General features: G+C 40.8%; 19 protein-coding genes. 2 read left to right on the forward strand and 17 right to left on the reverse strand.

Features of this window, described 5'->3' with window-relative positions; all coding sequences use genetic code 11:
- Positions 1-59: 59 nt before the first annotated feature.
- The 13 genes from hfq to gpr form a co-directional block, all read right to left on the reverse strand.
- Positions 60-284 (reverse strand): RNA chaperone Hfq, encoded by a 225-nt coding sequence (gene hfq / locus MKZ25_RS12350; RefSeq protein ID WP_079527893.1) that lies wholly within the window; start codon positions 282-284, stop codon positions 60-62.
- Positions 285-361: 77 nt separating this feature from the next.
- Positions 362-1270, reverse strand: a complete 909-nt coding sequence (miaA, locus tag MKZ25_RS12355; protein ID WP_340801766.1) for a tRNA (adenosine(37)-N6)-dimethylallyltransferase MiaA — start codon at positions 1268-1270, stop codon at positions 362-364.
- Positions 1263-2180, reverse strand: a complete 918-nt coding sequence (locus MKZ25_RS12360) for an alpha/beta hydrolase (protein ID WP_340801767.1) — start codon at positions 2178-2180, stop codon at positions 1263-1265. Before MKZ25_RS12360 ends, miaA begins: the two co-directional genes overlap by 8 nt.
- Before the next feature lie 159 nt (positions 2181-2339).
- Positions 2340-4238: a DNA mismatch repair endonuclease MutL gene (gene mutL / locus MKZ25_RS12365; RefSeq protein ID WP_340801768.1), complete on the reverse strand. Its 1899-nt coding sequence runs from the start codon at positions 4236-4238 to the stop codon at positions 2340-2342.
- Positions 4239-4252: 14 nt separating this feature from the next.
- Positions 4253-6868 carry a DNA mismatch repair protein MutS gene (gene mutS / locus MKZ25_RS12370; RefSeq protein WP_340801769.1) on the reverse strand — a complete coding sequence of 872 codons (2616 nt, stop codon included), beginning with the start codon at positions 6866-6868 and terminating at the stop codon, positions 4253-4255.
- A gap of 179 nt (positions 6869-7047) precedes the next feature.
- Entirely contained in the window at positions 7048-7629 is a 582-nt protein-coding gene (gene cotE / locus MKZ25_RS12375) for an outer spore coat protein CotE (RefSeq protein ID WP_340801770.1), read from the reverse strand.
- A 224-nt stretch (positions 7630-7853) separates the two neighbouring features.
- Complete coding sequence (locus MKZ25_RS12380; RefSeq protein ID WP_340801771.1) at positions 7854-10043, reverse strand: bifunctional diguanylate cyclase/phosphodiesterase; 2190 nt, start codon at positions 10041-10043, stop codon at positions 7854-7856.
- 152 nt (positions 10044-10195) lie between these two features.
- A complete protein-coding gene (locus MKZ25_RS12385) occupies positions 10196-10633 on the reverse strand; it encodes a RicAFT regulatory complex protein RicA family protein (RefSeq protein ID WP_087615997.1) in 438 nt (145 codons plus the stop codon).
- Complete coding sequence (miaB, locus tag MKZ25_RS12390; protein WP_340801772.1) at positions 10630-12165, reverse strand: tRNA (N6-isopentenyl adenosine(37)-C2)-methylthiotransferase MiaB; 1536 nt, start codon at positions 12163-12165, stop codon at positions 10630-10632. The genes MKZ25_RS12385 and miaB overlap by 4 nt, the downstream gene beginning before the upstream one ends.
- A 76-nt stretch (positions 12166-12241) precedes the next feature.
- Positions 12242-12586, reverse strand: coding sequence for a hypothetical protein (locus tag MKZ25_RS12395; protein WP_340801773.1), 345 nt, complete (start codon positions 12584-12586; stop codon positions 12242-12244).
- An 89-nt stretch (positions 12587-12675) separates the two neighbouring features.
- Positions 12676-14505 carry a translation elongation factor 4 gene (gene lepA, locus MKZ25_RS12400; protein WP_340801774.1) on the reverse strand — a complete coding sequence of 610 codons (1830 nt, stop codon included), beginning with the start codon at positions 14503-14505 and terminating at the stop codon, positions 12676-12678.
- Positions 14506-14831: 326 nt separating this feature from the next.
- Complete coding sequence (gene spoIIP / locus MKZ25_RS12405; RefSeq protein WP_340801775.1) at positions 14832-15659, reverse strand: stage II sporulation protein P; 828 nt, start codon at positions 15657-15659, stop codon at positions 14832-14834.
- Positions 15660-15743: 84 nt separating this feature from the next.
- A complete protein-coding gene (gpr, locus tag MKZ25_RS12410; protein ID WP_340801776.1) occupies positions 15744-16778 on the reverse strand; it encodes a GPR endopeptidase in 1035 nt (344 codons plus the stop codon).
- Between the two features lie 164 nt (positions 16779-16942).
- On the opposite strand from gpr, the gene rpsT reads away from it, so the two are divergent.
- On the forward strand, positions 16943-17191 hold the full coding sequence (gene rpsT, locus MKZ25_RS12415; protein WP_251686766.1) for a 30S ribosomal protein S20: 249 nt from the start codon (positions 16943-16945) through the stop codon (positions 17189-17191).
- A 64-nt stretch (positions 17192-17255) separates the two neighbouring features.
- On the opposite strand, the gene holA is transcribed toward rpsT, so the two are convergent.
- The gene (gene holA / locus MKZ25_RS12420; RefSeq protein WP_340801778.1) at positions 17256-18266 is read right to left on the reverse strand and encodes a DNA polymerase III subunit delta; all 1011 of its coding nucleotides are present in this window, start codon (positions 18264-18266) and stop codon (positions 17256-17258) included.
- Positions 18267-18509: 243 nt separating this feature from the next.
- Here holA and MKZ25_RS12425 point away from each other — a divergent pair, with 243 nt between their 5' ends.
- On the forward strand, positions 18510-18683 hold the full coding sequence (locus tag MKZ25_RS12425) for a YqzM family protein (protein WP_079527924.1): 174 nt from the start codon (positions 18510-18512) through the stop codon (positions 18681-18683).
- 51 nt (positions 18684-18734) lie between these two features.
- Here MKZ25_RS12425 and MKZ25_RS12430 read toward each other — a convergent pair whose 3' ends face one another.
- The 3 genes from MKZ25_RS12430 to MKZ25_RS12440 form a co-directional block, all read right to left on the reverse strand.
- The gene (locus MKZ25_RS12430; RefSeq protein WP_340801779.1) at positions 18735-21053 is read right to left on the reverse strand and encodes a DNA internalization-related competence protein ComEC/Rec2; all 2319 of its coding nucleotides are present in this window, start codon (positions 21051-21053) and stop codon (positions 18735-18737) included.
- Positions 21022-21597, reverse strand: coding sequence for a ComE operon protein 2 (locus MKZ25_RS12435; protein ID WP_079527928.1), 576 nt, complete (start codon positions 21595-21597; stop codon positions 21022-21024). Before MKZ25_RS12435 ends, MKZ25_RS12430 begins: the two co-directional genes overlap by 32 nt.
- 85 nt (positions 21598-21682) lie before the next feature.
- Positions 21683-22330, reverse strand: a complete 648-nt coding sequence (locus MKZ25_RS12440) for a helix-hairpin-helix domain-containing protein (RefSeq protein ID WP_340801780.1) — start codon at positions 22328-22330, stop codon at positions 21683-21685.
- Between the last annotated feature and the right edge of the window lie 74 nt (positions 22331-22404).

A 22404-nucleotide genomic window follows, 5' to 3' on the forward strand; every position in this document is an offset into this window, starting at 1 on the left:
TAGCATCTTAGTCATTATAATCAATCAGACCAGAATTCGCTACAAGTTTGGCTGTGTTATTACTCTTCTTCCGATAACGCTACATTTTTGGACGGTACAAAAGTAGAAATTGCATGCTTGTAGATAAGCTGCTGTTTACCTTCAGACTCCAATAGTACGGTAAAATTATCATATGATTTTATAAGTCCTTTTAATTGGAAGCCATTTAACAAAAATACCGTTACAAAAACATTATTTTTACGTAAATTGTTTAAAAAAGTATCTTGCAAATTTATCGATTTCATCGTCGTTCAATCTCCCTTACCATAAAATACATGCAATAGTTACCTATTCGTTATGCGGACAAAATTTCCCTTTAATTTTAATGATTTTCAAATAAACTTTTTATTTTACTCCAATCATTTCCGATCCACGCAATATCCATTTTGTTTCGGAAATAGGTAAGCTGGCGTTTTGCATAGCGTCTGGAATTCTGTTTAATCTGTTCCACTGCTTCATCAAGTGAAACAAGTCCATCGAAATGTGCATACAATTCTTTGTAGCCAATTGCTTTAATTGCCTGAACATCACGGATACCTGCATCATATAGCGCCCGAACTTCTTCAACAAGACCTGCTACCATCATCAAATCAACACGTAAGTTAATTCTTTCATATAACTTTTCACGGTCCATATCCAAGCCGATGATTAAATGGTTATATAACGGGATATCCCCCCTGTTGAATTGCTCTTCTGCTCGAGAAACCCCTGCAAGTTCCGCCATTTCCAGTGCCCGAATAACACGTCTTGTATTATTCGGATGGATGGACGCTGCAGCTTCCGGGTCCATTTGTACAAGTTTTGCATGCATCGCTTCAGGGCCCAATGCTTCAAGTTCTTTATAATAGTTTTCACGTGCTGCTTCATCAACTTCCTGTTTGGCAAACTGGAAATCATAGAGGACAGATTGAACATATAGCCCCGTTCCACCTACAATAATCGGCATTTTACCTCGTGCCTGGATTTCTTCAATTTTTCCGCGAACAAGCTGCTGATATTCTGCAACCGAAAATCCTTCCGTCGGTTCTTTAATATCGAGCAAGTGATGCGGAACACCTTCCATTTCGGCTTCGGTAATTTTGGCCGTTCCGATATCCATATGACGATAGATCTGCATGGAATCTCCGTTTATTATTTCGCCGTCAATCTCTTTTGCCAAGCGGATGCTTAGCGCTGTTTTTCCGGATGCAGTAGGACCGATAATGGCCACGACATCGATTTTTTTATTCATCTTTTAACCACCGTACAATTATTTCTCTCACTTGTTCTTTCTTTTTTTCATTTAGAATTTCATGGCGCATCCCTTCAAATATATGCACCTTCACATGTTCTACACCGGCACGTGCAAGCAGTTTCCCCACTCGAAACGCACCTTCTGCTTCAGGTCCGGCAATCGGATCATAGGTCCCGTTTACAACAAGTATTTTTAAATCAGAGCGGATGCGGGCATTTGCCCGTTCATCTTCCATCTTCAGCATACCTCCCGTTAGATCTACGAAAAATTGATTTGTCGGGATCACACCGCAAAATGGATCATTAATGTATTTTTGTACTTCTTCTTCATCGGTAGTAAGCCAGTCAAAATTTGTTTTTGCATCCTTAATTTTTCGATTAAAACTGCTAAAACTAAGATCATTCATCACATCGCTTTGAATTTTTGCCCCCTGCAGGTTTACCAGCTGCTTCGCGATAATATGCCCCGCCTTATGAAGCAATGTCGGTGAGCCCGTTCCAGATAAAATCAGTCGTTCTATTTTATCGCTATGCTCTTGAATAAAGCGGCGTGCTATGAACGAGCCCATACTGTGACCGAATAAAATAGGCCGTTCTGTTGTTTCTTTCTTTAAATAGGAGAGCACTTCCACCACATCATCTACAACAAGTTCAAATCCCTTTTCAGGTCCAAAATAACCAAACAGGCCGTTTTTCTGTGCTGTAAAGCCATGACCGCAATGATCATGTGCTGTTACAAAATATCCTTCATCACATAGCTTTTCTGCGAAATTTTCATAACGCCCGCTATGTTCCGACATCCCGTGCAAAATATGGATATGTCCAATACGCTTTTTACTCGGTGCATAAGTACGGACGAAAATTTCATGCCCGTCCGACATTGTGACGAAAAATGACCGTTGCTCCATAAAACCATCCCCTTGTTTATCCCGCATTAACGGGTAGTAATTTATCTGTCTCGAAAACGTAGCGGCAGATGCAAAACTACCCGTAAAAGCCCGATTGGTTTAACTAACAATCAGTGGGAGTGAAGAGATCTCCCACTGATTGAAGTTTCACTGTATGATTTACATTACGCGTTTAAACATTTTTTCCACTTCATATGACGTAAAATGAATTAATACAGGTCTTCCGTGCGGACATGTAAACGGATTGTCGGCATTTCGTAAATCATCGATCAGTCTTTCCATCTGTTCTTTATTTAAATAGTGGTTCGCTTTAATCGACTTTTTGCAGCTCATCATAATCGCCGCATCTTCACGTAGTTTCTTTATATCCGTTTTCCGCGCACTTAATACTTGCTCGATCAGTTCCTCGATCAGTTCCTGTTCCTCGCCTTTCGGAAACCAAGTCGGGTATTCCCGTACAACAAATGAAGAGAGGCCGAATTCTTCCAGAAAAACACCTACTTCTTCTAGTGCCTCCTTCGATTCCTTCAGACGCAATGCCTCATCTGCCGCATAGTGGAATGTCAATGGCATGAGGAGTGTCTGACGTTCGTTTGCATTCACTTCTCCAACTTTATCACGGAAATATTCATACTTGATCCGCTCTTGTGCTGCATGCTGGTCAATCAAATAAAAACCGTCTTCCATTTGGGCTACAATGTACGTTCCGTGAATCTGACCGACAATTTCAACTTGCGGGAAATGCCGTTTTGATTCGCCTTCCTCCATCTGCGTCTCTACAGGATAGGTTTCCTCTTCAACAGTTGGAAGTTCATCGAAATCAGAAAGTTTATGCTGGTCACCGCTTTCCAGCATTGGTGAAGGTATATCCACGACCGGTTGTTGTTTAGTCGGAACCGGTGCGTACGGCTCTTTAACAACAGAAGCTTCACTTGATAATCGCTCAACGATAGTCGATAACTTATCTTCATTGAATGTCGGCTGCGGTGAGGATGCCGGTGCAGGATTCCAAATATTCATCTGCTCCGTCGGTGTGCGAACCGGTTTCTCCTTTTTTTCTGCGAGTGGAATGCGGATAACATCACGGATCGCAGTACGGATCGTATCTTCAATAAGCTTCAGCAGTTCCGGTTCTTTACTTAAGCGTACCTGGTGTTTCGCCGGATGGACATTGACATCGGTTAATTGCGGATCTCCCTCCACATACAAAAGCACAATGGGATATCGCTCAATCGGTAAATACGTATGGTAGGCATCAGTAATCGCTTTTTGGATCACGAAATGTTTGACCCAGCGTCCATTAACGAAAAGCGACATATAATTTTTCGAAGCACGCGTCACCTCAGGCAAACTTGCAAAACCATGAATTTTATAATCTTGATTTTGCCCTTCAAACGGCAGCATTTTCTTCGCATTATGCGCACCGTAAATGGCTGCCAACACTTGCTGTACTTGACCGCGTCCGTTCGTTTGCAATAATGTTTGCCCATTATGCACAAGTTTAACCGCAATCGTTGGATAGCCAAGTGCAATCCGGTTCACAAAATCGATTGTATGCCCCAGCTCGGTCTGAATTGTTTTTAAATATTTTAGCCGTGCGGGTGTATTGAAGAACAGTTGAGCAACAGTGATATCTGTCCCCCTACGCAGCGCGGTCGGCTGATGTTCCTTCAAATGACCGCCCTCCATATACAAATGCACACCTCCATTCCCATCCGACGTACGTAATGTTAACTTGGAAACCGAAGCAATCGATGCCAATGCTTCACCACGGAAACCGAGTGTCCGAATACGGAACAGATCCTGTTCTTTTTCTATTTTTGATGTGGCATGGCGCGAAAAAGATTTAAGCGCATCTTCTTCGTCCATACCACTTCCATTATCAATGACTTGTATCGAATGAAGGCCAGCTTCTTCCAGGAAAATTTCGATTGACGTACCGCCCGCATCGATTGCATTTTCTACTAGTTCTTTTACAACAGATGAAGGGCGTTCGACTACTTCACCGGCTGCAATTTTATTCGAAAGCCACTCATCCATTATTTGAATTTTTCCCAAAGCCGTTTCCTCCTTTATTGATTGCCCAGTAATTTTTGCTGCAGTTCATGCAATAATGTCATCGCCTGCATCGGTGTTGTACCCATCACATTCAGTTTTTTCAATGCATCGAGTACTTCTTGTTGTTCCGGTGCGATTGATGCTTCTTCCTCCATTGCAAACAAGGAAAGCTGCAAATCGTTTTCCGTCACCTGTTCGGCTAACGGCGGACTTTGTGGTGGTTCTTGTTCATAATTGAGAGCTTGCGGCTTTTCAGCATTCGTAGCTTCAAACTGCTCCAGCAATATACGGGCACGCTGTAAAATCGTTTCCGGCATTTCCGCAAGCTCCGCCACATGGACACCATAGCTTTTATCTGCGGCACCCTTTTTCACTTTATGCAAAAATACAACTCGGCCGTCCTGCTCGGTTGCACTCACATGAACATTTTGCAGTCGTGCCAGCTCGTTTTCCAAATCCGTCAGTTCATGATAGTGGGTTGAAAATAATGTGTTTGCTCCGATTTCATCATGAATGTATTCCATCATGGCCTGTGCCAGACTCATCCCGTCATAAGTTGAAGTACCTCGTCCGATTTCATCAAATAACAGCAGACTGTTTTCTGTTGCATGTGTAATGGCATGCTGTGATTCAAGCATTTCCACCATAAATGTCGATTGACCTGCCGCTAAGTCATCGGCTGCACCGATTCGCGTGAAAATCTGGTCGGTAATCGGCAGGAACGCTTCATCAGCAGGAACATAGCATCCCATTTGCGCCAACACGACGATGAGTGCAACTTGGCGCATATACGTACTTTTACCCGACATGTTAGGTCCGGTAATCAGCATCATATTTTTATCATCTGTCAGCACACAATCATTCGGTACATAACTTTGTTTATTGAGCATTTTTTCAACGACCGGGTGTCTTCCTTCAATAATTTTCAAAGCACGTCCTTCATGAAATTCCGGCTTTGTAAAACGGTATTTATCCGTTACCGTCGCAAAGCTCATCAGTACGTCAAGCTCACTGATTTGGGCAGCCAATGCCTGAACTCGAGGTATATAGCCCTTTAACTGTTCACGCAATGTTACAAATAAATCATATTCCAATGCAAGGCTCTGCTCTTCAGCATTCAAAATCAGTGCTTCTTTTTCTTTTAATTCTTCTGTAATAAAACGCTCGGCATTCGCCAAAGTTTGTTTTCGTTCGAAACGTGCCAGGTCCGTATTATTCAAATGCGATTTTGTAATTTCGATATAGTAGCCAAACACACGATTATAGCCGATTTTTAAATTTTTAATCCCTGTCAGTTCACGCTCTTTCTGCTCAAGCTGGGCAATCCAGTCTTTCCCGTTGCGGGATGCATCCCGATATTCATCCAGCTGGGCATTGTAGCCGTCGCGAATGACATCGCCTTCTTTGATCGAAATTGGCGGATGATCGGTAATCGCCTCTGCCAGCAGTTGTTCTATGTCGGCACATACGTCCAGCTTTTGACCAAGCACCATACATTTTTCCAACCCGCTGTTTACAAGCTTTTGCTGAATCTCGGGCACTTGTCGCAATGATTCGCGCAGCTGTGCCAAATCGCGTCCCCCAACAGAACCAAATGCTACACGTCCTGCCAGACGCTCTAGATCATACACATTTTTCAGCAATGTCGTTAGTTCGTCGCGCAAGAAGAAATCTTCCAGTAATTCCGTAACAATTGCCTGTCGTGCTTCAATTGCATTTTTCTTCGCGAGCGGCTGGTGCATCCACTGTTTCAGTTTTCGGCCTCCCATCGCCGTTACCGTTTCATCCAAAAGCCAAAGCAATGTACCTTTCGAATCCCCGCCGCGTATCGATTGGATCAACTCCAGATTGCGTTTTGAATTCGTATCGATGCGAAGGAAATTATCCGCTTCAGTATAGGCAAACGGCTGAATATGCGATAAAGACCGCATTTGTGTACGTTCCACATATTGTAATAGTCGCTTTGCCACGCCTTGCAGCTGTACCGGCAAATGTGCAACATACTGGCCTGCCTTCACCGGATCCATTTCTTCCGTTTCAAGTGACAGGACGATACCTCCCGCTTCCGCATAATCCGCAAGCAGCAACTGCAGCTGCTCCGTTACAATAAGTTCTTTTATTGCATATGCTTGTACTTGCTGAATTAATTGTTTTGCATTTCCTTCAATAACCGAACAGTTTGCTTCACCCGTTGAAACATCCAAATAGGCAAATACGATTTCATCATCTTCGTTACTTTCAGCCGCTGCAATAAAATGATTCGATTTCCCGTCAAGCGCTTTCCCTTCTGTAATCGTGCCCGGTGTAATTACTTGTACGACTTCACGTTTCACAACACCTTTTGCATGCTTTGGATCTTCCGTCTGTTCACATACTGCCACTTTAAAACCTTTCGCTACAAGTGTTTCGATATAGCCTTGTGCTGAGTGATGCGGTACCCCACACATCGGGATCGGATTATCGGTATTTCCTGCGCGAGCTGTTAATGTAATTTCCAGCAGCTGTGACGCTTTAATCGCATCATCAAAAAACAGTTCATAAAAATCTCCTAAACGGTAAAATAAAAAGGCATCTTTGTAATCTTGTTTTACGAGCAAATATTGTTGCATCATCGGTGTATATGTAGTCATGTTTATTTCCCTCACTTGCTAAAACTTGTACAAGTATTATACCATTTGACTCGCAATTTGCCTTGCAATCGCAAAGAAAGGGAATTATCTGAAAGTAATCTTCAGACAATTCCCCTCTGTTTACGATAGAGTTATGCAATTTTTACGGCATTAAATTTGCTGTTAAAAAATAGACGCTTTTACGAAAATGATGAGGAATCATAATCTTTGCCAAAATCTTTGCCCCCGGAGTCGGACGATGAAGATGACGATGATGAAGAACTGCTGGATGGCTGCTGTGAACTTTCTTCAAATGACCATTCATCTTCAAAATCCAGCGGGTGTACATTAATGACAATTGTCGTTTCCCCAATGATCTCCACTAAAAACTCACGCTCGACCGTTACCTGAATTTTGTCGCCTTGCTTTGTAATCACTGCCTCAATACAATTCGGCGCTTGTAAAACACGGACTTTTACGTCGTTTGAATCAACTTCTTCTCCATCGCGGAATGACAGTTTGACACGATCCTTATAGGAAATTGTCTCTGTATGCACTGCCGTTTTTGAATGATTGTTATATGCGTACCAAACGTTCACATCGAACTTCCCTGTCACCTCAACAAATTTACCATTACGCTTCGCCTGGTATTGATGATTAATTACCCAACAACCTAATATGCTCGTTGGCGCATTCGGTGGACAGAGCGTTTCTACACATTCGGTACGCTTCTTCCCTTTCGCAATAACTGCTTTCGTCACAATTTGACGTAAACGCTTCACCGAACATCTCTCCTTTCTTCAACTGCTCGACTTATTGTATGCGGCAGGTGCCTAAAGGGTGAAATGAGTTTTTAGAAAAGAAAAAACTACTACAAACCTTTAGTGTAGTAGCGCTTTTACTATTGCCTTGCTCAAAAGTATCACAATGCCGGTGAATCAGGAAGCGGGATATGGCCTACACAGTGCTTTGTTGTTTAGCCCATGTTTTTATTTCACTTAGAGTTTCACTTACTGAAAGAAATTTTCAACTGGCTATTCAGCAGTTCATTGATTTTTTCAATTGGCATCGGTTTATAAAAATAATACCCTTGCCCTATCTGACAGCCTAATCGCTTCAGCTCAAGATGTTGTTCTTCCGTTTCAATGCCTTCTGCTACCGATACCATATTCAAGTTATCCGAAAGCTGAATAATGGTTTTAATGACTGCATTCATTCGGGGATTCGCTAAATTATCGACAAAACTTTTATCGATTTTAATTTCTTTAAACGGCAGTTCCTGCAAATAACTGAGCGATGAATAACCAACACCAAAATCATCAATCGATGTTTCAATACCAAACTGGTGCAATTCATCGATTATTTTTTTAGCCCTTAAGATATCTTCAAGTTCGACACTTTCTGTTATTTCAAATTTTATAAATTTAGGATCTATTTCATAGTTTTTTATATGAGCAATGGAACTTTCCACAAATGCCGGATTATAAAAATGGCTCGGTGAAATATTAATTGATACTTGATACAATTTCAATCCGGCATCAGAACGTTGTTTTTGCCAATGCAGCACCTTTTTGAAAATTTCGAGATCAACTTTATCAATATTTCCGGTATTTTCTGCAACCGGAATAAATAGTGCCGGCGAGACAACACCTAAATCCGCCGAATTCCAGCGTGCCAGTGCTTCAAAACTTTCGATCTCTCCTGTCACCAAGTTCACTTTCGGCTGGAGTACCGGGAAAAACTCGCTATTTTTTAGACCGCGCGCAAATTGGGCCAGTACATTCATTTCTTGTTCGACCGACTCGACTAAACTCATTTTGAAGTTTTTAATAACAGTGCCAGTTACTTTAAGGGCGCTTGATAACGCATTATCCGCCTGGCGGATTGCTTCTATGTAGTGAATATGGGGACTAAAAGACGATGTTCCTATTTTTAATGTCAGGTAAACTTCTTTTCCATCTATATAATACGGCTCTGATAAAACCTTGTCTGCTTCAACAGGCGGAATATTCATTTTCCGTAAAGACAAACGTGTCGCCACAATAATCGCCGAATGTGTGTACCTCGCAATGATCGAGTCCTTGAATGTCGAGATATTCTGAATTCGGTCCGCAAGCTGACGCAGTAATTCATCCCCGCCCTGGCGGCCATATAAGTCAATTATATTTTGATATTCTCCCGGTTCAATAATATATAAATGTCCTCTCGCATGTTCTGAGGCAAAATCCTTTAAAATAATCTTGAAGCGCTCATAGTTATTTAATCCGGAAGCCACATCCTGAAAAGCAAGACGGCGAATTGCACATTTCTGATCAAAATATTTTAGTGCAAGTGTAACAATCGGTGCGATCCGGTTCATAAATTTTATTTCAATCGTTTTTGGTTCTGCCCGTTGCTCAAAGTACATTGTAAATAATCCGATCTTTTTTCCTTCCGGGTTTAAAATTGGCTGACTCCACATCGAAACTAAACGGTATTTTTCAATTATTGGCCGAAATGCATCATAATAGATCGATTCCCCTAAATCTTTTATGATGAGCGGTTTATTTACTTTTCTTTTGTCTTCCATATCCATTAATAAAACTTTTTCTTCGAGCTTCTTCAAATCTTTCCACATTTCACCGTAAATATTGATCATCCGGTCATTCTCATCAACAAGGACGATGGAGCAATGGCATTTCTTTCCGAAAGTTACTTCAACCGACCTGCAAATATTACGTAATACATTTTCAATCGGGTGTCCTGTTTCCAGACTAAAGTAGACTTCACGTTCCAGCTCAATCAACGATTCAATATTCATGGTGTCTGTGACATCCTTCATTATGATGACACAATATTGGAGTACCCCCTGCTGGTTGAACATTGGTAAATGCCGGACTTCGTTCCAAAATGCATACCCATCTTTTCTGTAATGAAAGGAGGATGTTTTAACAGTAAGTCCGTTTTCAATACTTTCCTGAATCGAATTCTCATTTAACATGTCAGTAAGAGGTCCCTGTAGTAATGAAAGTGTTGCCCCGATTACATCATCTTCCTTATATCCTGTTGTTTGTATAAAGTTCTGGTTTACAAAGTCAATTGTATAATTTTTAAGCGGGTTAATAATTGCTACTGCCGCATCAATCTGCCGGGCCATCTGACATAACCAACTATACATTCCTTCGTCACTTACACTTATATTGTCAAATTCGTTCATAGGTAAAGTCCTTCCTGCATAGTTCTATCTAACTTAAATTATAACAAAACATAGTAGGGATATCGACATTATCATTGGCACTTATTGTTAAAATTTTAGAATATTGAATCTATAAAAAAAGATATCCACGAGGGATATCTTTTAAAATTATGTTAAGAACATGAGCCAGGTGTACTATTACGCACTTTTGAACCGGTTTCGCCTTTTAGTACATCGCCGCCTGTAGAAGCAATGACTTCATCTGTGACATTATTCGCAATGGCATTTGATACTAATTGTAACAGTTCATTTACTTCAGTCTGTGATTGTTTAAACTGTTGTACGACTGGTAATTCGTCGATTTCTGTTTCAATTCCCGTAATTTTGCCTTCAATCATTTTAAGCGCTTTTTCTTTTCCTAAGTGCTGGAAGTTAACTGCCTGCTTTTGCAACGCTTTTAATGAGGCGATCTTTTCGCGGACAAATTGATTTTCATTAATTTGTTCTTCCGCTTTTTTGAAAAATTCCACTTCTTCGGTATTCGCAATCATATGGGCAATTTCTTTTGCTTTTTCTACAATCTCATCTTTTGTATACAATTTTGTTGTCATCTTACGAACTCCCCCTCTTTTGTCACTTCTTCTACAAACTCACCCATTAATGAGTAAGATTTTGCTTCTAAAATTTTTACATTTACAAGCTTTCCAATATATTTTGGATCTGCCTTAAAGTTAACAAGACGGTTTTTGCGCGTATAGCCAGCTAACACATCATCGCGTCTTTTACTGCTGCCTTCAACTAAAACTTCTACTGTTTGACCTTCCAGATCTTTGAGCGCTTTTGCAGAATACTCTCCGACAACCGCATTTAAACGGTGCAGACGGTCTTTCTTTTCTTCCTCTGTTACATTATCGACCATTTTAGCAGCCGGTGTCCCTTCACGAGGCGAATAAATATACGTGAACGCCATATCAAAACCGACGTTACGATACAAATCAAGCGTTTCCTGAAATTGCTCTTCTGTTTCATTCGGATAGCCTACAATGATATCTGTCGTCAATGTTACACCCGGGATGGCCGCTTTAATCTTATCGACTAATTGCAGGAAGTGCTCACGTGTATATTTACGTGCCATAATTTTTAAAATTTCATTTGAACCTGACTGTACCGGTAAATGGATATGATCGACGAGATTACCGCCTTTTGCCAATACTTCGATTAAATGATCATCAAAGTCGCGCGGATGACTTGTCGTAAACCGTATACGCGGAATATCGATTTTACGGAGTTCATCCATTAAATCGCCAAGTCGGTATTCGATATCATCAAAGTCCTTACCATATGCATTGACATTTTGGCCTAAAAGCATAATTTCTTTATAGCCTTGTGCAGCCAATTCACGCACTTCCTGAATGATCTCTTCCGGACGGCGTGAACGTTCCTTGCCTCGTGTGTAAGGTACAATGCAGTATGTACAGAATTTGTCGCAGCCGTACATGATATTCACCCATGCTTTAATCGAGCCAATCCGTTTTTTCGGAAGGTTTTCGATGACATCGCCTTCTTTTGACCAAACTTCGACAACCATTTCCTTCGACATATATGCATCGTGTAAAATATTCGGTAATCGGTGAATATTATGTGTCCCAAACACCATATCAACATGCTGATACTGTTTTAATATTTTGTTCACGACAGATTCTTCTTGCGACATACATCCGCAAACACCGATCAGCATTTCCGGATTTTTACGTTTATATTTTAACAGGAAGCCCAGCTCACCGAATACTTTATTTTCCGCATTTTCACGGATTGCGCATGTGTTTAGTAAAACGACATCCGCTTCTTCGATCATTTCAGTCGGTGTATAGCCAAGCTGCATGAAAATACCAGCCATTACTTCAGTATCGTGCTCATTCATTTGACAGCCGTATGTTCGAATATAAAACTTACGATCTTGTCCCATTCCTAAATACTTTTCTTCGATATCAAAATCTTTGTGATATTTCACTTCTTCTTTACCGCGTTTTTTCGCGTCTTTTAGTGAAGGAGCCGTAAATACTTTCTCGAAATATTTACTATAGTCTTTTTCTTCCTTAGGTTGTTTAATCTGCTGACTAGCTAGTCGTTGTTCTTCATTCATCGACTACTTGCCCCCCTATCATTTATTCCCTTAACTCATTTCATCATTATAGCGAACTGTTGCCGGTTGTTACAAGCTAGTCGATAAATTGTTTGTAACTATTCAGGTCATTATCGCGCAAAATTGTAAAAAATGTGACACTCAATTTGATTACCTGTGCCCAGTTCATCTTATATTTCAATTCAAATTGATGCTTCGGCAGGCGCAGAACGTCTTGAAACAATCCTCTCGCTTCAATATTTTGCTGCGCTAAATAAGCTAAAAACGCCAAAAACAGCTTGTGGTCCTCCAGTTGCACAGCTTTGTTTTCCAGCAGTGCATCTACCCGGCTTCCCGGAGAGTTGGCACGTTCAAATAATTTCTTCAATTCACTTTCCAGTTTTTCATTTTTATAATGCAAAAAATTTAAAATATCGGTCATATTTTCTACCTCATTTTTAAAAACATTTCAGTAAACTAACGTCTAAAAATAAAAGGCAGAAAGATTGCTCTATCTGCCTTTTACAAATACTATTTACTATCATCCATTTTCAGTACGGCCATGAATGCTTCTTGTGGAACCTCTACCGAACCTACTTGTTTCATTCGTTTTTTACCGGCTTTTTGCTTTTCAAGTAATTTACGTTTACGTGAAATGTCACCACCGTAACATTTTGCAAGTACGTTTTTACCCATTGATTTAATAGTCGAGCGGGCAATGATTTTTTGACCGATCGCTGCCTGCACCGGTACTTCGAATTGTTGACGTGGAATCAGCTCTTTTAGTTTTTCTACAATAACTTTTCCGCGTTCATATGCAAAGTCTTTGTGTACGATGAAGCTTAACGCATCGACTTGTTCACCGTTCAATAAAATATCCATCTTGCTTAACTTAGAAGGCTGGTATCCGATTAATTCATAATCGAATGACGCATAGCCTTTTGTGTTTGATTTCAGGAAATCAAAGAAGTCATATACAATTTCTGCTAAAGGCATCTCATAAACGATTTTCACACGTGTGTCATCGATGTAATCCATCCCTGAGAAGTTGCCGCGTTTTTTCTGGCAAAGCTCCATGACAGCACCTACATAATCGTTCGGTACCATTATTGTCGCTTTTACGTACGGTTCTTCAATACGGTCGATTTTTTGCGGATCCGGCATCATTGATGGGTTATCAACTTTTAATACAGAGCCATCTGTTTTTGTCACCTCATAAATTACAGAAGGGGCAGTCGTGATTAGATCAATGTTAAACTCGCGCTCAATACGTTCCTGAATAATCTCCATATGCAATAGCCCTAAGAATCCGCATCGGAAACCGAAGCCTAATGCCTGTGAAGTTTCGGCCTCATATTGTAATGCAGAGTCGTTTAATTCCAGTTTTTCGAGTGCTTCACGTAAATCGTTGTATTTGGCTGTGTCAATTGGATAGAGACCGCAATATACCATAGGGTTTAATTTACGGTAACCTGGAAGCGGTTCTGTTGCAGCACGGGTACCTGCGTAAGTTACTGTATCACCTACACGTGTGTCCTGAACATTTTTGATTGATGCTGTTAAATAACCAACATCACCTACTGTCAATTCAGCTTGTGGTATCGATTTCGGTGTATGAACCCCTACTTCGATTACTTCAAATTCTGCACCTGTTGCCATCATTTTAATTTTATCTCCGGCTTTAACAGTACCATTTACGATACGAATTGAGATGATGACACCTTTATATGCATCATAAACAGAGTCGAAAATTAATGCTTGTAATGGGGCATCGGGATCACCTTGTGGGGCAGGTACTTTTTCAACGATCTGTTCCAAAATATCCTCTATCCCAATCCCTGCTTTTGCAGATGCAAGTACTGCTTCTGAAGCATCCAATCCAATTACGTCTTCCACTTCTCCGCGGACACGTTCCGGGTCTGCTGCAGGCAAGTCGATTTTGTTGATAACCGGTAAAATTTCAAGGTCATTGTCCAGTGCCAAATATACGTTAGCCAGCGTTTGCGCTTCAATTCCCTGTGCAGCATCGACTACTAAAATGGCACCTTCACATGCTGCTAATGAACGTGATACTTCATATGTGAAATCGACGTGACCCGGTGTGTCGATCAGATGGAAAGTATAGATCTCGCCATTTTTAGCATTATATTTCAATTGTACGGCATTTAATTTAATTGTAATTCCGCGCTCACGCTCCAGATCCATCGAATCCAGCAGCTGTGACTTCATTTCTCGTTGTGTAACAGTTTGCGTCTTTTCCAATAAACGGTCAGCAAGTGTTGATTTCCCGTGGTCGATATGTGCAATAATCGAGAAATTTCGGATATTTTCTTGTCGTTTTAAACGTTGTTCTCGGTTCATGTATAATTCCTCTCCTAATTAGAAAAAACACCTGAGCCCCTTTAGGGTTTGGTGTCACTACATATGTAGGTTATTCATCCATTTACTTTTCTACTAAAATACAGCCTCTATTCTCCATAATTTGAAGTAATGGAACAATAGAGGCATAACGTATTTTAAATTATACTATGAATTGTAGTGAAACGACAACAGCGAACCTTCACCTGCAATAGGAAAACCGCATTTCGCATCAAACTTTTGCGAAATGCGGTTTTACATATTCGAGCGGGTATCGTAGCTTAACATCTCTTACACTCCCCGCCTGCTATTAGTAAATCAAATAATACTTAAGCTGCCGATTCAACAAAAGCAACCCGAATCGCCTGAGCTAAAATCGCCATTGTTCGCTGAAGCTCTTCTTCCGTGTTGTCAATACCGCCAAATTCAATCAGCAATACATTTGTTGCAAGATCCTGATTATAGACACCGTCAACACCAGTACCGGACTTTTTAATAATTCCTCTTGAAACTCCAGGTAAAATACGATTCACTTGCTCACTTAGCATTGTTGCATAAGCTAGATTCGCTTCATATGCCGGATGTTCCGCGCCGACTACGAAAGCAATTTTTGCATATTGCTCATTATTTGCCGTAAGTGTCGTTACTTTTTTAGGGGCTGAATCCCGATGGAAATCGATTACAAGATCATATTCGCTTCCTTCCAAATACTCGGCCAATACAGGTCGTGCCACTTTGTACGCTTGGTGAAATGTTGCATCAACCTGTTTCATTTCGGTCATAACATCAAAGTCTACAATATGCGGTGTTAAATCGTTTAATTCAAGATAATGCTGCATCATTTCCTGTAGTGAAAAGATATTCATTTCTTCATCATAAACTGCCTGCATCCCTTTTGTCTTTTTGACGATCGGCTTATAGGACTCGTGTGAATGTGTGAACATCAACAGTACATCGAATGGATCAACTGCCGGTTTCTCTTCTTCAGGTACCGTGACAATTGGTTCTGTCGCCGCATAAACAACGTGGGGACGTTCACTTTTACTTTTTTGTGTAGTCATTTCATTATTTGGAAAAGGGAATTGCCCAATAATGATAGGCAGTGAAAATAAAAATAAGAACAATAATGAGAAGCGTTTTAGTTTCCGCAAACACATCACCCTTTCTCCAATACAATATGGAAAAAGAGTAAAACTTAGAACGTATAACTAGTTTTTATTGTTCAGAAAATAAAAAACCGGTCAATTACCGGCTTTTTGTTTTTCTTCAAGCCATGTAAACAAGCTTTCGCCTAGTAAAAATGCATATTGACTAAGCCAAAAGTCGACTTCTTTCGGTGTAACCATTAACCGCTCAGGATGGGTACTGAATACTTCTTCAAATAATTGTCTGCGGTCTTCAGTCGGCCATGTTGCCCACTGACCGAAAATCGGCTCAACTGTCGTTAAATCAACTTCCTCGTTAACAGGTGTCCAGCTTGTTACAGAAAGCTTGCCGGACGGTTTACCTCTTTCCTGTATTTTAGCCGCAATGGATCTGAATGCTACATCGATTGCATCAGCGATTAAAATCGGTGCTTCCACAACTGTCGGAACTCCGATCGCTGTTACAGGGACGCCGAGCACTTCCTTGGAAACTTCTTTGCGATGGTTGCCGACACCTCCACCTGGATGAATTCCTGTATCTGTAAGCTGGATTGTCCGGCATAAACGTGCACTTCCGCTTGTTGCAAGCGCATCGACGATAATTACGAGTGCAGGTTTGATCTTTTCTGCCAATGCATGGATATAATCACTTGTTTCAAATCCTGTTTGCCCTGTAACACCAGGTGCATACAAAATGAACTTCGGTGAATCGAGTTCCGATTGTTTTTTATGCATCGCATCAATTGTATAAGGACCAATTGCATCAGGGGTAATCGTCTTGTTCCCTAAACCTATCACTAAAATTTTTGAATCCGCCGTAATCTTGATGTCTTTGTGCAAATCATGCAGGTAGTGGATCAAAGATTCCTGCATTTGCTCAAAGCCATGGCGGTCTTCCGAGGTTAGTGTAGGGATCGACAACGTTATATATGTCCCCTGCTTTTTACTTATTCTTTCTTCCCCAGTAGCATTCACTTCAACTTTTGTGATTTTGACACGATTTTGTTGGGATTCTTCCATGTGAATACCGCGTTCATGTTCCAATGTTTCCTTTTGCTGTTTTGTCTGATGTTGGACGACTTCTGCTGTTTCATCAATTAAATCTGTTCGATTCCAATCAATTTTTTTCATAATGCACCTCCACAATTCAGTTTGTTCAAACTGTCAAGTAAATATTCTTTGCATTTATGTATTGCAATTCCTTCAATCCTTTGGTAGAATGATTTTTGTTGTATTGACACATGAAATAAGTGAGAAAATACTCATCTCGTACCTAAATCTAGGAGGTGAAAGAAATGCCAAACATTAAATCTGCTATCAAACGTGTAAAAGTTAACGAAAAAGCTAACGCTGCTAACGTACAAGCAAAATCTGCTATGCGTACTACAGTTAAAAAAGCTGAGCAAGCGATCGCAACAGGTGCTGAAAACGCACAAGAACTAGTAGTTGCTGCTTCTAAAGCATTAGATAAAGCTGCTTCTAAAGGTCTTATTCACAAAAACGCGGCTTCTCGTAAAAAGTCTCGTTTAGCGAAAAAAGCTTAATTGTAAACTTATAAAGCCAACTGTGCATCTGCACAGTTGGCTTTTTTCATTGTTTCCCGAAATATTATAGTTTCTTCATTAAAAACAGCTCTAAATGGCGCTCACGGTTTCCACCTGTTGTCTTTAGCTGCAGGTCTACTTCTGCCAGACTATAGAGCGCTTGAAGTAAACGCTGGTCGGACGGGCGGTTTCTTTGACCTGAAATAACCTGCACCCTGTATGGATGTATTTTAAGCTGCTTTGCAATCTGTTGCTGATGATACCCTTTCTTTTGCAAATAGAAAATATTGGTCATCGTCCGAATATTATTTGCCAAAAGACCAACCAGTTTAATCGGTTCTTCCTTTTGACGTAAAAGATCATGATAGATTTTAAGAGCCTCTTGCTGATTGTGGTCCAAATAGGCATTCAGCATTTTAAAAGCATCATGCTCAAGTGTTTTCGCCACTAGATCCTCCACAAGTTCTCTTGTAATTTCATGGTCTTCACCTAAATACAAGGCCATCTTTTCCATTTCCATCTGAAGCTGGAGCATATTCGGACCGACCATTTCAATCAGTTTGCCGACAGCTTCATCGGTGATCGCTTTTCCGTGCTGCCCTGCTTCGTTTTTTATCCATACATTCAAATCATTGTTTTGTGGTGTTTCCGCTGCGATTACTGTACATTTTTCTTTCATGAGCTTCGTTACTTTTTTGCGCTCATCCAGCTTTTCGTAGGGTGCGATAAATATGGTAATGGCTGTATCTGTAGGATGCTGCAGCCAGCTTTCAAGGCGCATCAAATTATGATCAATCTTTTCTTTGCCTTTTTCAGTCGCTTTTAAAAATGATGCATTTTTGGCTATTATTAATTTACGTTCAGAGAAAAACGGAATCGTATCCGCTTCATCGATAACATAATCAATCGGCTGTTCATTTAAGTCAAAGATCATGACTTCCGCTTCTTCATTTTTTTGAAGAGCCGCCTTCAACTGCTTAATTGTTTCATCTACAAAATAGGATTCTTCTCCTACAAGCAAGTAAACCGGTGCGAAATTCCCCTTTTTAAAATCTTGCCATACTTTTGTTATCATGTTGGGAACCTCCTTTACTTTCATAGTTCTAAGTATATCATTTTTTACGTTATTGAGGGATTCAGTTTCGCATCCCCATAAGCAAAGAAGAAGAATCATCCTGCCACTCTGCATTAAAATAATAAATGGAAGTTTATTGAACTTCACAAGGATACAATAAACCAATAAAAGGAATAATTAGCATTTCATATAGCATTTTCAGTTAGAATATTCTATAATTATTGAAGATTAGGAGGGATACTTATGGCAGGACATCAAGATCCAAACTATGTAGCTGAAAACCCGTTTGAAGGCCGCGGCCGCGCGATGAAAAGCAATGACTTTCCTGATGCCGGTTACGGTTTCGCCATCGGTGGCGGATTCTTCATCGTATTGTTTATTATTGCAACGATCGTAGAAGCAGCTACACGTCTGTAATTCCTTAGCAGTGGAATGATTCCTTACTTCAATGAGAAATCATTCCATTTTTCATTTCGCGAAAAGAGCATTCGATTTTTCAATGTACATTTGATTTTCTGAGATGGTTATTTCTATCGTGCCTTCTAATCCGGTTATTGCGTATGGGATATTTTTTTCCTCAAAGCGGTTGACGACATCAATATGCGGATGATTGTATCGGTTATGTTCCCCTGCCATAAACACGGCAAATTTAGAGTTTGTTACTGTTAGGAATTCCTCGATGCTCGATGTTTTACTGCCATGATGCCCCGCCTTCAACAGATCGATATTACGTAATTTCCCGTTATAAAGCCGAATCAGCTCGCGCTCACCTTCCTGCTCCAAATCCCCTGTAAACAATGCCCGTAATGCCTGATGCTTTACGAATAGAACGAGCGAATCGTTATTACCTTCATATTCGGTTTCCAACGGCCATAAATATTCAAAAGTTGTTTCTCCTATTTTCCATTTGTGACCAGCCATTTTCTCCACTAGTTTTGTCCTTGTTTTCTCCAGCTCATGCAAAAAATCGTTCATAACCGGCTTGTTTAGCGATCCCGGTGTCACATGCACCTCTATTACAAGCACTTCCCGCAACACCTCTTCCGCCCCCTCTACATGATCGGCATCCGCATGTGAAAGCACAAATGTGTCAATCGTCTGAATACCTCGTCCTTTCAAATAGGGAACGACGACTTGACGACCTACTTCAAAAGGGCTTTTGCGCTCTTTCCATTTTTCCTGTTCAAATCTTAATAAGCCTCCTGCATCGATGACAATGACCGATTTCCTTCGGGGCAATTCAATGACAATGCAGTCCCCTTGGCCGACATTGACAAAAGCAATTTTCAGATCACTCTGCAAAAATGGCTGTATATGAAATATAAAGGCAGGCAGTACTAAAGCAAAAATGATTTTCTTTACCGGAGCTTGCCGGTCAAGCAAATAAAAAGTGAAAAAAACCGAACTATATAAAAAGAGAAGCCACATTATTGAAGGTTTACCGGGATTCCACATTTGGACAATCGGCTGCTGAATGAAGAGAATGAAATTTGTGAGCGCTGTACGCAGCGGCTCGTAAATAAAAAAGAGAATGGAATCAAACGGGAATGGCAAAAATGTCAGCATAAGGGCGAATAGGTTGATCGGTAAAATGAGAAATGAGAAAAGAGGGACGAAGAAAATATTGGCGATAAAAGAAGAGAGGCTGATTTCGTAAAAGTGGAACAGTAATAAAGGATAAACGAGGATTTGGCAAACGAACGTGATGTAAAAGGATTGTAACCAAAAATTGGAGTGGCGGGATAAAATACGGCGGGAGTAAACTAAGCTGTATGTGGCCAAATAGGATAGCTGAAAGCCAACTTGAAAAACTGCTCCAGGCTCTACTAATACAAAAACGACAAAGCTGAGGGACAGGGCATCGTCCATCGGTATTTTCCAGCGAAAATACTGTGCTAGCATGATTAATTCCACGACACTTACTGCGCGCCAAATAGAAGGCGCCCCTCCTGCTAAAACTGCATATAAAGGCAATAAAATAAGCAAAAATACTGTAGCGACTTCTCTACGTATTCCCAAGCGAAGCATTAACTGAAAAAACAGGAGCGAGACAAGTGCGACATGCAAACCCGAAATTGCGAATAAATGAGTAATCCCAAGCTTTTGATAAGCGCGATTTAATTGTTCATCGACATTTTCCTGGAAACCGATTAAAAGAGCTTGAGCCTCTGCTGCAAGTGATGGGGGGAAAGTTTCTTCAATATGCCTTTTTAACCGAAAGCGCTGTTCATAGATCGGCTGCATGAAGTTTTTATTTTGCCGAAAAAATTGAAGCTGTTGAATTTCGATGATTCCTCTTGCATTTTCACTTTGCAAATAGCGGGCCATAGAAAAGCCGTAGCGGTGTGCGGGGAATGCTGGGGATACTTGCTCCCCGGTTACAATAAAACTTGTACCAGCAAGCTGCTGTGCCTCGAAGCGTTGTTTCTCCTTTTCGGTTTTCAATTCATAGGTGACATATACTTTATCGCCGGATTCATCGACCATGAACCCTCTTAGCATGACCCCATCTATATTGTACTCGTCGGTCCATGTCAACAATGCTGGCAGTTCAACCGGTAGTGAAAGCTTATTGACCTCATAGGAAAAATAGCTGTAACTTCCAATGCCAACTATAAAAATAACCAACAGATGAATGTTTGCCAGCCGCTTATAAAGACTAAATACCAACAATAACCCAAGCAGGAAAAGTAGCCTTCCCGATTCAAATGCAGCAAGTGCACTGATACAAACCGAGAAGGCGTAAAATATCCAGTTATGCTTGAACAAGTTTACCAAATAAAGCATGCATCTTCTCCTCTAATGGGAGCAACTGATCACGGCTTGCACCTAACTCACGTAGCTTTTCAAGCATTTCAGCGGTTAATGCGAACTTCTCATCTTGCAGAAAGTCGATTTTCGCTTCATCAAATGGAATATGGGCCACATGGACATCCGCTTTTTTGAACAGTTCCATTGCGTACATATTATTTTTATAATCTTTTGCATAGTATACATTTTTGATGCCTGCCTGAATGATTGTCTTCGTGCATGGCAGGCACGGGAAATGTGTGACATACAAATCCGCCCCATTTGATGGCGTACCATATTTTGCACATTGCAGTAAGGCATTCGTTTCGGCGTGCACTGTACGGACACAATGGTTGTCCACAACGTAGCACCCTTCTTCGATACAGTGTTCGTCACCTGAAATCGACCCATTATATCCGCCGGCAATAATGCGCTTTTCCCGTACAATTGTCGCTCCTACCGCAAGACGGCTGCACGTGCTTCTTAATGCGAGTAAATGACTTTGCGCCATAAAAAATTGATCCCAAGTAATTCGCTCCATATGATAACCCCCAAATGTTTTGTCACCTATCAGTTTATACGTAGTTCCTGACATTCGCAATGTAAGTTCGTTCAGAAATTTCAGCTTATTTTACCTCGATTAAGTCCTTCAACTGCTCAAATGTTTTATCCCCGATTCCCGTTACTTTTTTTAAATCATCAATGACTTGAAAATCCCCATGCTCGGACCGATGCTGAATAATTGCACCCGCTTTGGATGGACCAATTCCCGGTAGCTGGGTCAATTCCGCTTCCATCGCATTATTTATATTAATCTTCCCGGACGCACTTCCACTGCCTGAGCCGGTTGACGGGGATGCCTGTAACACCTGTTCCATTACTTCTGCTGGCTCTTCACCCGTTTTAGGTATATAGATGACCATTTCATCTTGAAGCCTTTGGGCATGGTTAATGAGCACCGGATTGGCATCATCTGAGTATCCTCCTGCAGCTTCAACGGCATCGATAACCCGTTGTTCTTCGGATAATGTATACACACCCGGATATTTTACCGCTCCTTTTACATCAACCATTAATGGCCTATATTCACTTTCGATTTCCGGTTCAGGATTTGTGGTGGGTTCTTCAATAGCAGGAATTGTCATTTGATCAATTGTTTCAATCGCAGCACTGTGCCGGGAATCATCGAGGAATAACAAGTAGATTAATACTGCAGCAACGACTCCGCCCAGAATGGCGAGTTGCTTTTTATACTTCTCCAGAAATGGCTGCAAATAAAAAACACCCTTTCATAAAGAAGGTTTTATATATGGAGCTTACATCCACTATACAAATTCCGCTTCTTTAT

The organism is Solibacillus sp. FSL W7-1464 (assembly GCF_038004425.1).
GTDB lineage: Bacteria > Bacillota > Bacilli > Bacillales_A > Planococcaceae > Solibacillus.

What these genes read in the sequence shown, in the direction of transcription:
- MKZ25_RS12425 (WP_079527924.1), top strand. Translation starts at nt 18,510, where the DNA reads ATGGCAGGACATCAAGATCCAAACTATGTAGCTGAAAACCCGTTTGAA.
- miaA (WP_340801766.1), bottom strand. Translation starts at nt 1,270, where the DNA reads ATGAATAAAAAAATCGATGTCGTGGCCATTATCGGTCCTACTGCATCC.
- MKZ25_RS12385 (WP_087615997.1), bottom strand. Translation starts at nt 10,633, where the DNA reads ATGACAACAAAATTGTATACAAAAGATGAGATTGTAGAAAAAGCAAAA.
- mutS (WP_340801769.1), bottom strand. Translation starts at nt 6,868, where the DNA reads ATGACTACATATACACCGATGATGCAACAATATTTGCTCGTAAAACAA.
- lepA (WP_340801774.1), bottom strand. Translation starts at nt 14,505, where the DNA reads ATGAACCGAGAACAACGTTTAAAACGACAAGAAAATATCCGAAATTTC.
- holA (WP_340801778.1), bottom strand. Translation starts at nt 18,266, where the DNA reads ATGATAACAAAAGTATGGCAAGATTTTAAAAAGGGGAATTTCGCACCG.
- MKZ25_RS12360 (WP_340801767.1), bottom strand. Translation starts at nt 2,180, where the DNA reads ATGGAGCAACGGTCATTTTTCGTCACAATGTCGGACGGGCATGAAATT.
- gpr (WP_340801776.1), bottom strand. Translation starts at nt 16,778, where the DNA reads ATGAAAAAAATTGATTGGAATCGAACAGATTTAATTGATGAAACAGCA.
- miaB (WP_340801772.1), bottom strand. Translation starts at nt 12,165, where the DNA reads ATGAATGAAGAACAACGACTAGCTAGTCAGCAGATTAAACAACCTAAG.
- spoIIP (WP_340801775.1), bottom strand. Translation starts at nt 15,659, where the DNA reads ATGTGTTTGCGGAAACTAAAACGCTTCTCATTATTGTTCTTATTTTTA.
- MKZ25_RS12395 (WP_340801773.1), bottom strand. Translation starts at nt 12,586, where the DNA reads ATGACCGATATTTTAAATTTTTTGCATTATAAAAATGAAAAACTGGAA.
- rpsT (WP_251686766.1), top strand. Translation starts at nt 16,943, where the DNA reads ATGCCAAACATTAAATCTGCTATCAAACGTGTAAAAGTTAACGAAAAA.
- hfq (WP_079527893.1), bottom strand. Translation starts at nt 284, where the DNA reads ATGAAATCGATAAATTTGCAAGATACTTTTTTAAACAATTTACGTAAA.
- MKZ25_RS12435 (WP_079527928.1), bottom strand. Translation starts at nt 21,597, where the DNA reads ATGGAGCGAATTACTTGGGATCAATTTTTTATGGCGCAAAGTCATTTA.
- MKZ25_RS12430 (WP_340801779.1), bottom strand. Translation starts at nt 21,053, where the DNA reads ATGCTTTATTTGGTAAACTTGTTCAAGCATAACTGGATATTTTACGCC.
- MKZ25_RS12380 (WP_340801771.1), bottom strand. Translation starts at nt 10,043, where the DNA reads ATGAACGAATTTGACAATATAAGTGTAAGTGACGAAGGAATGTATAGT.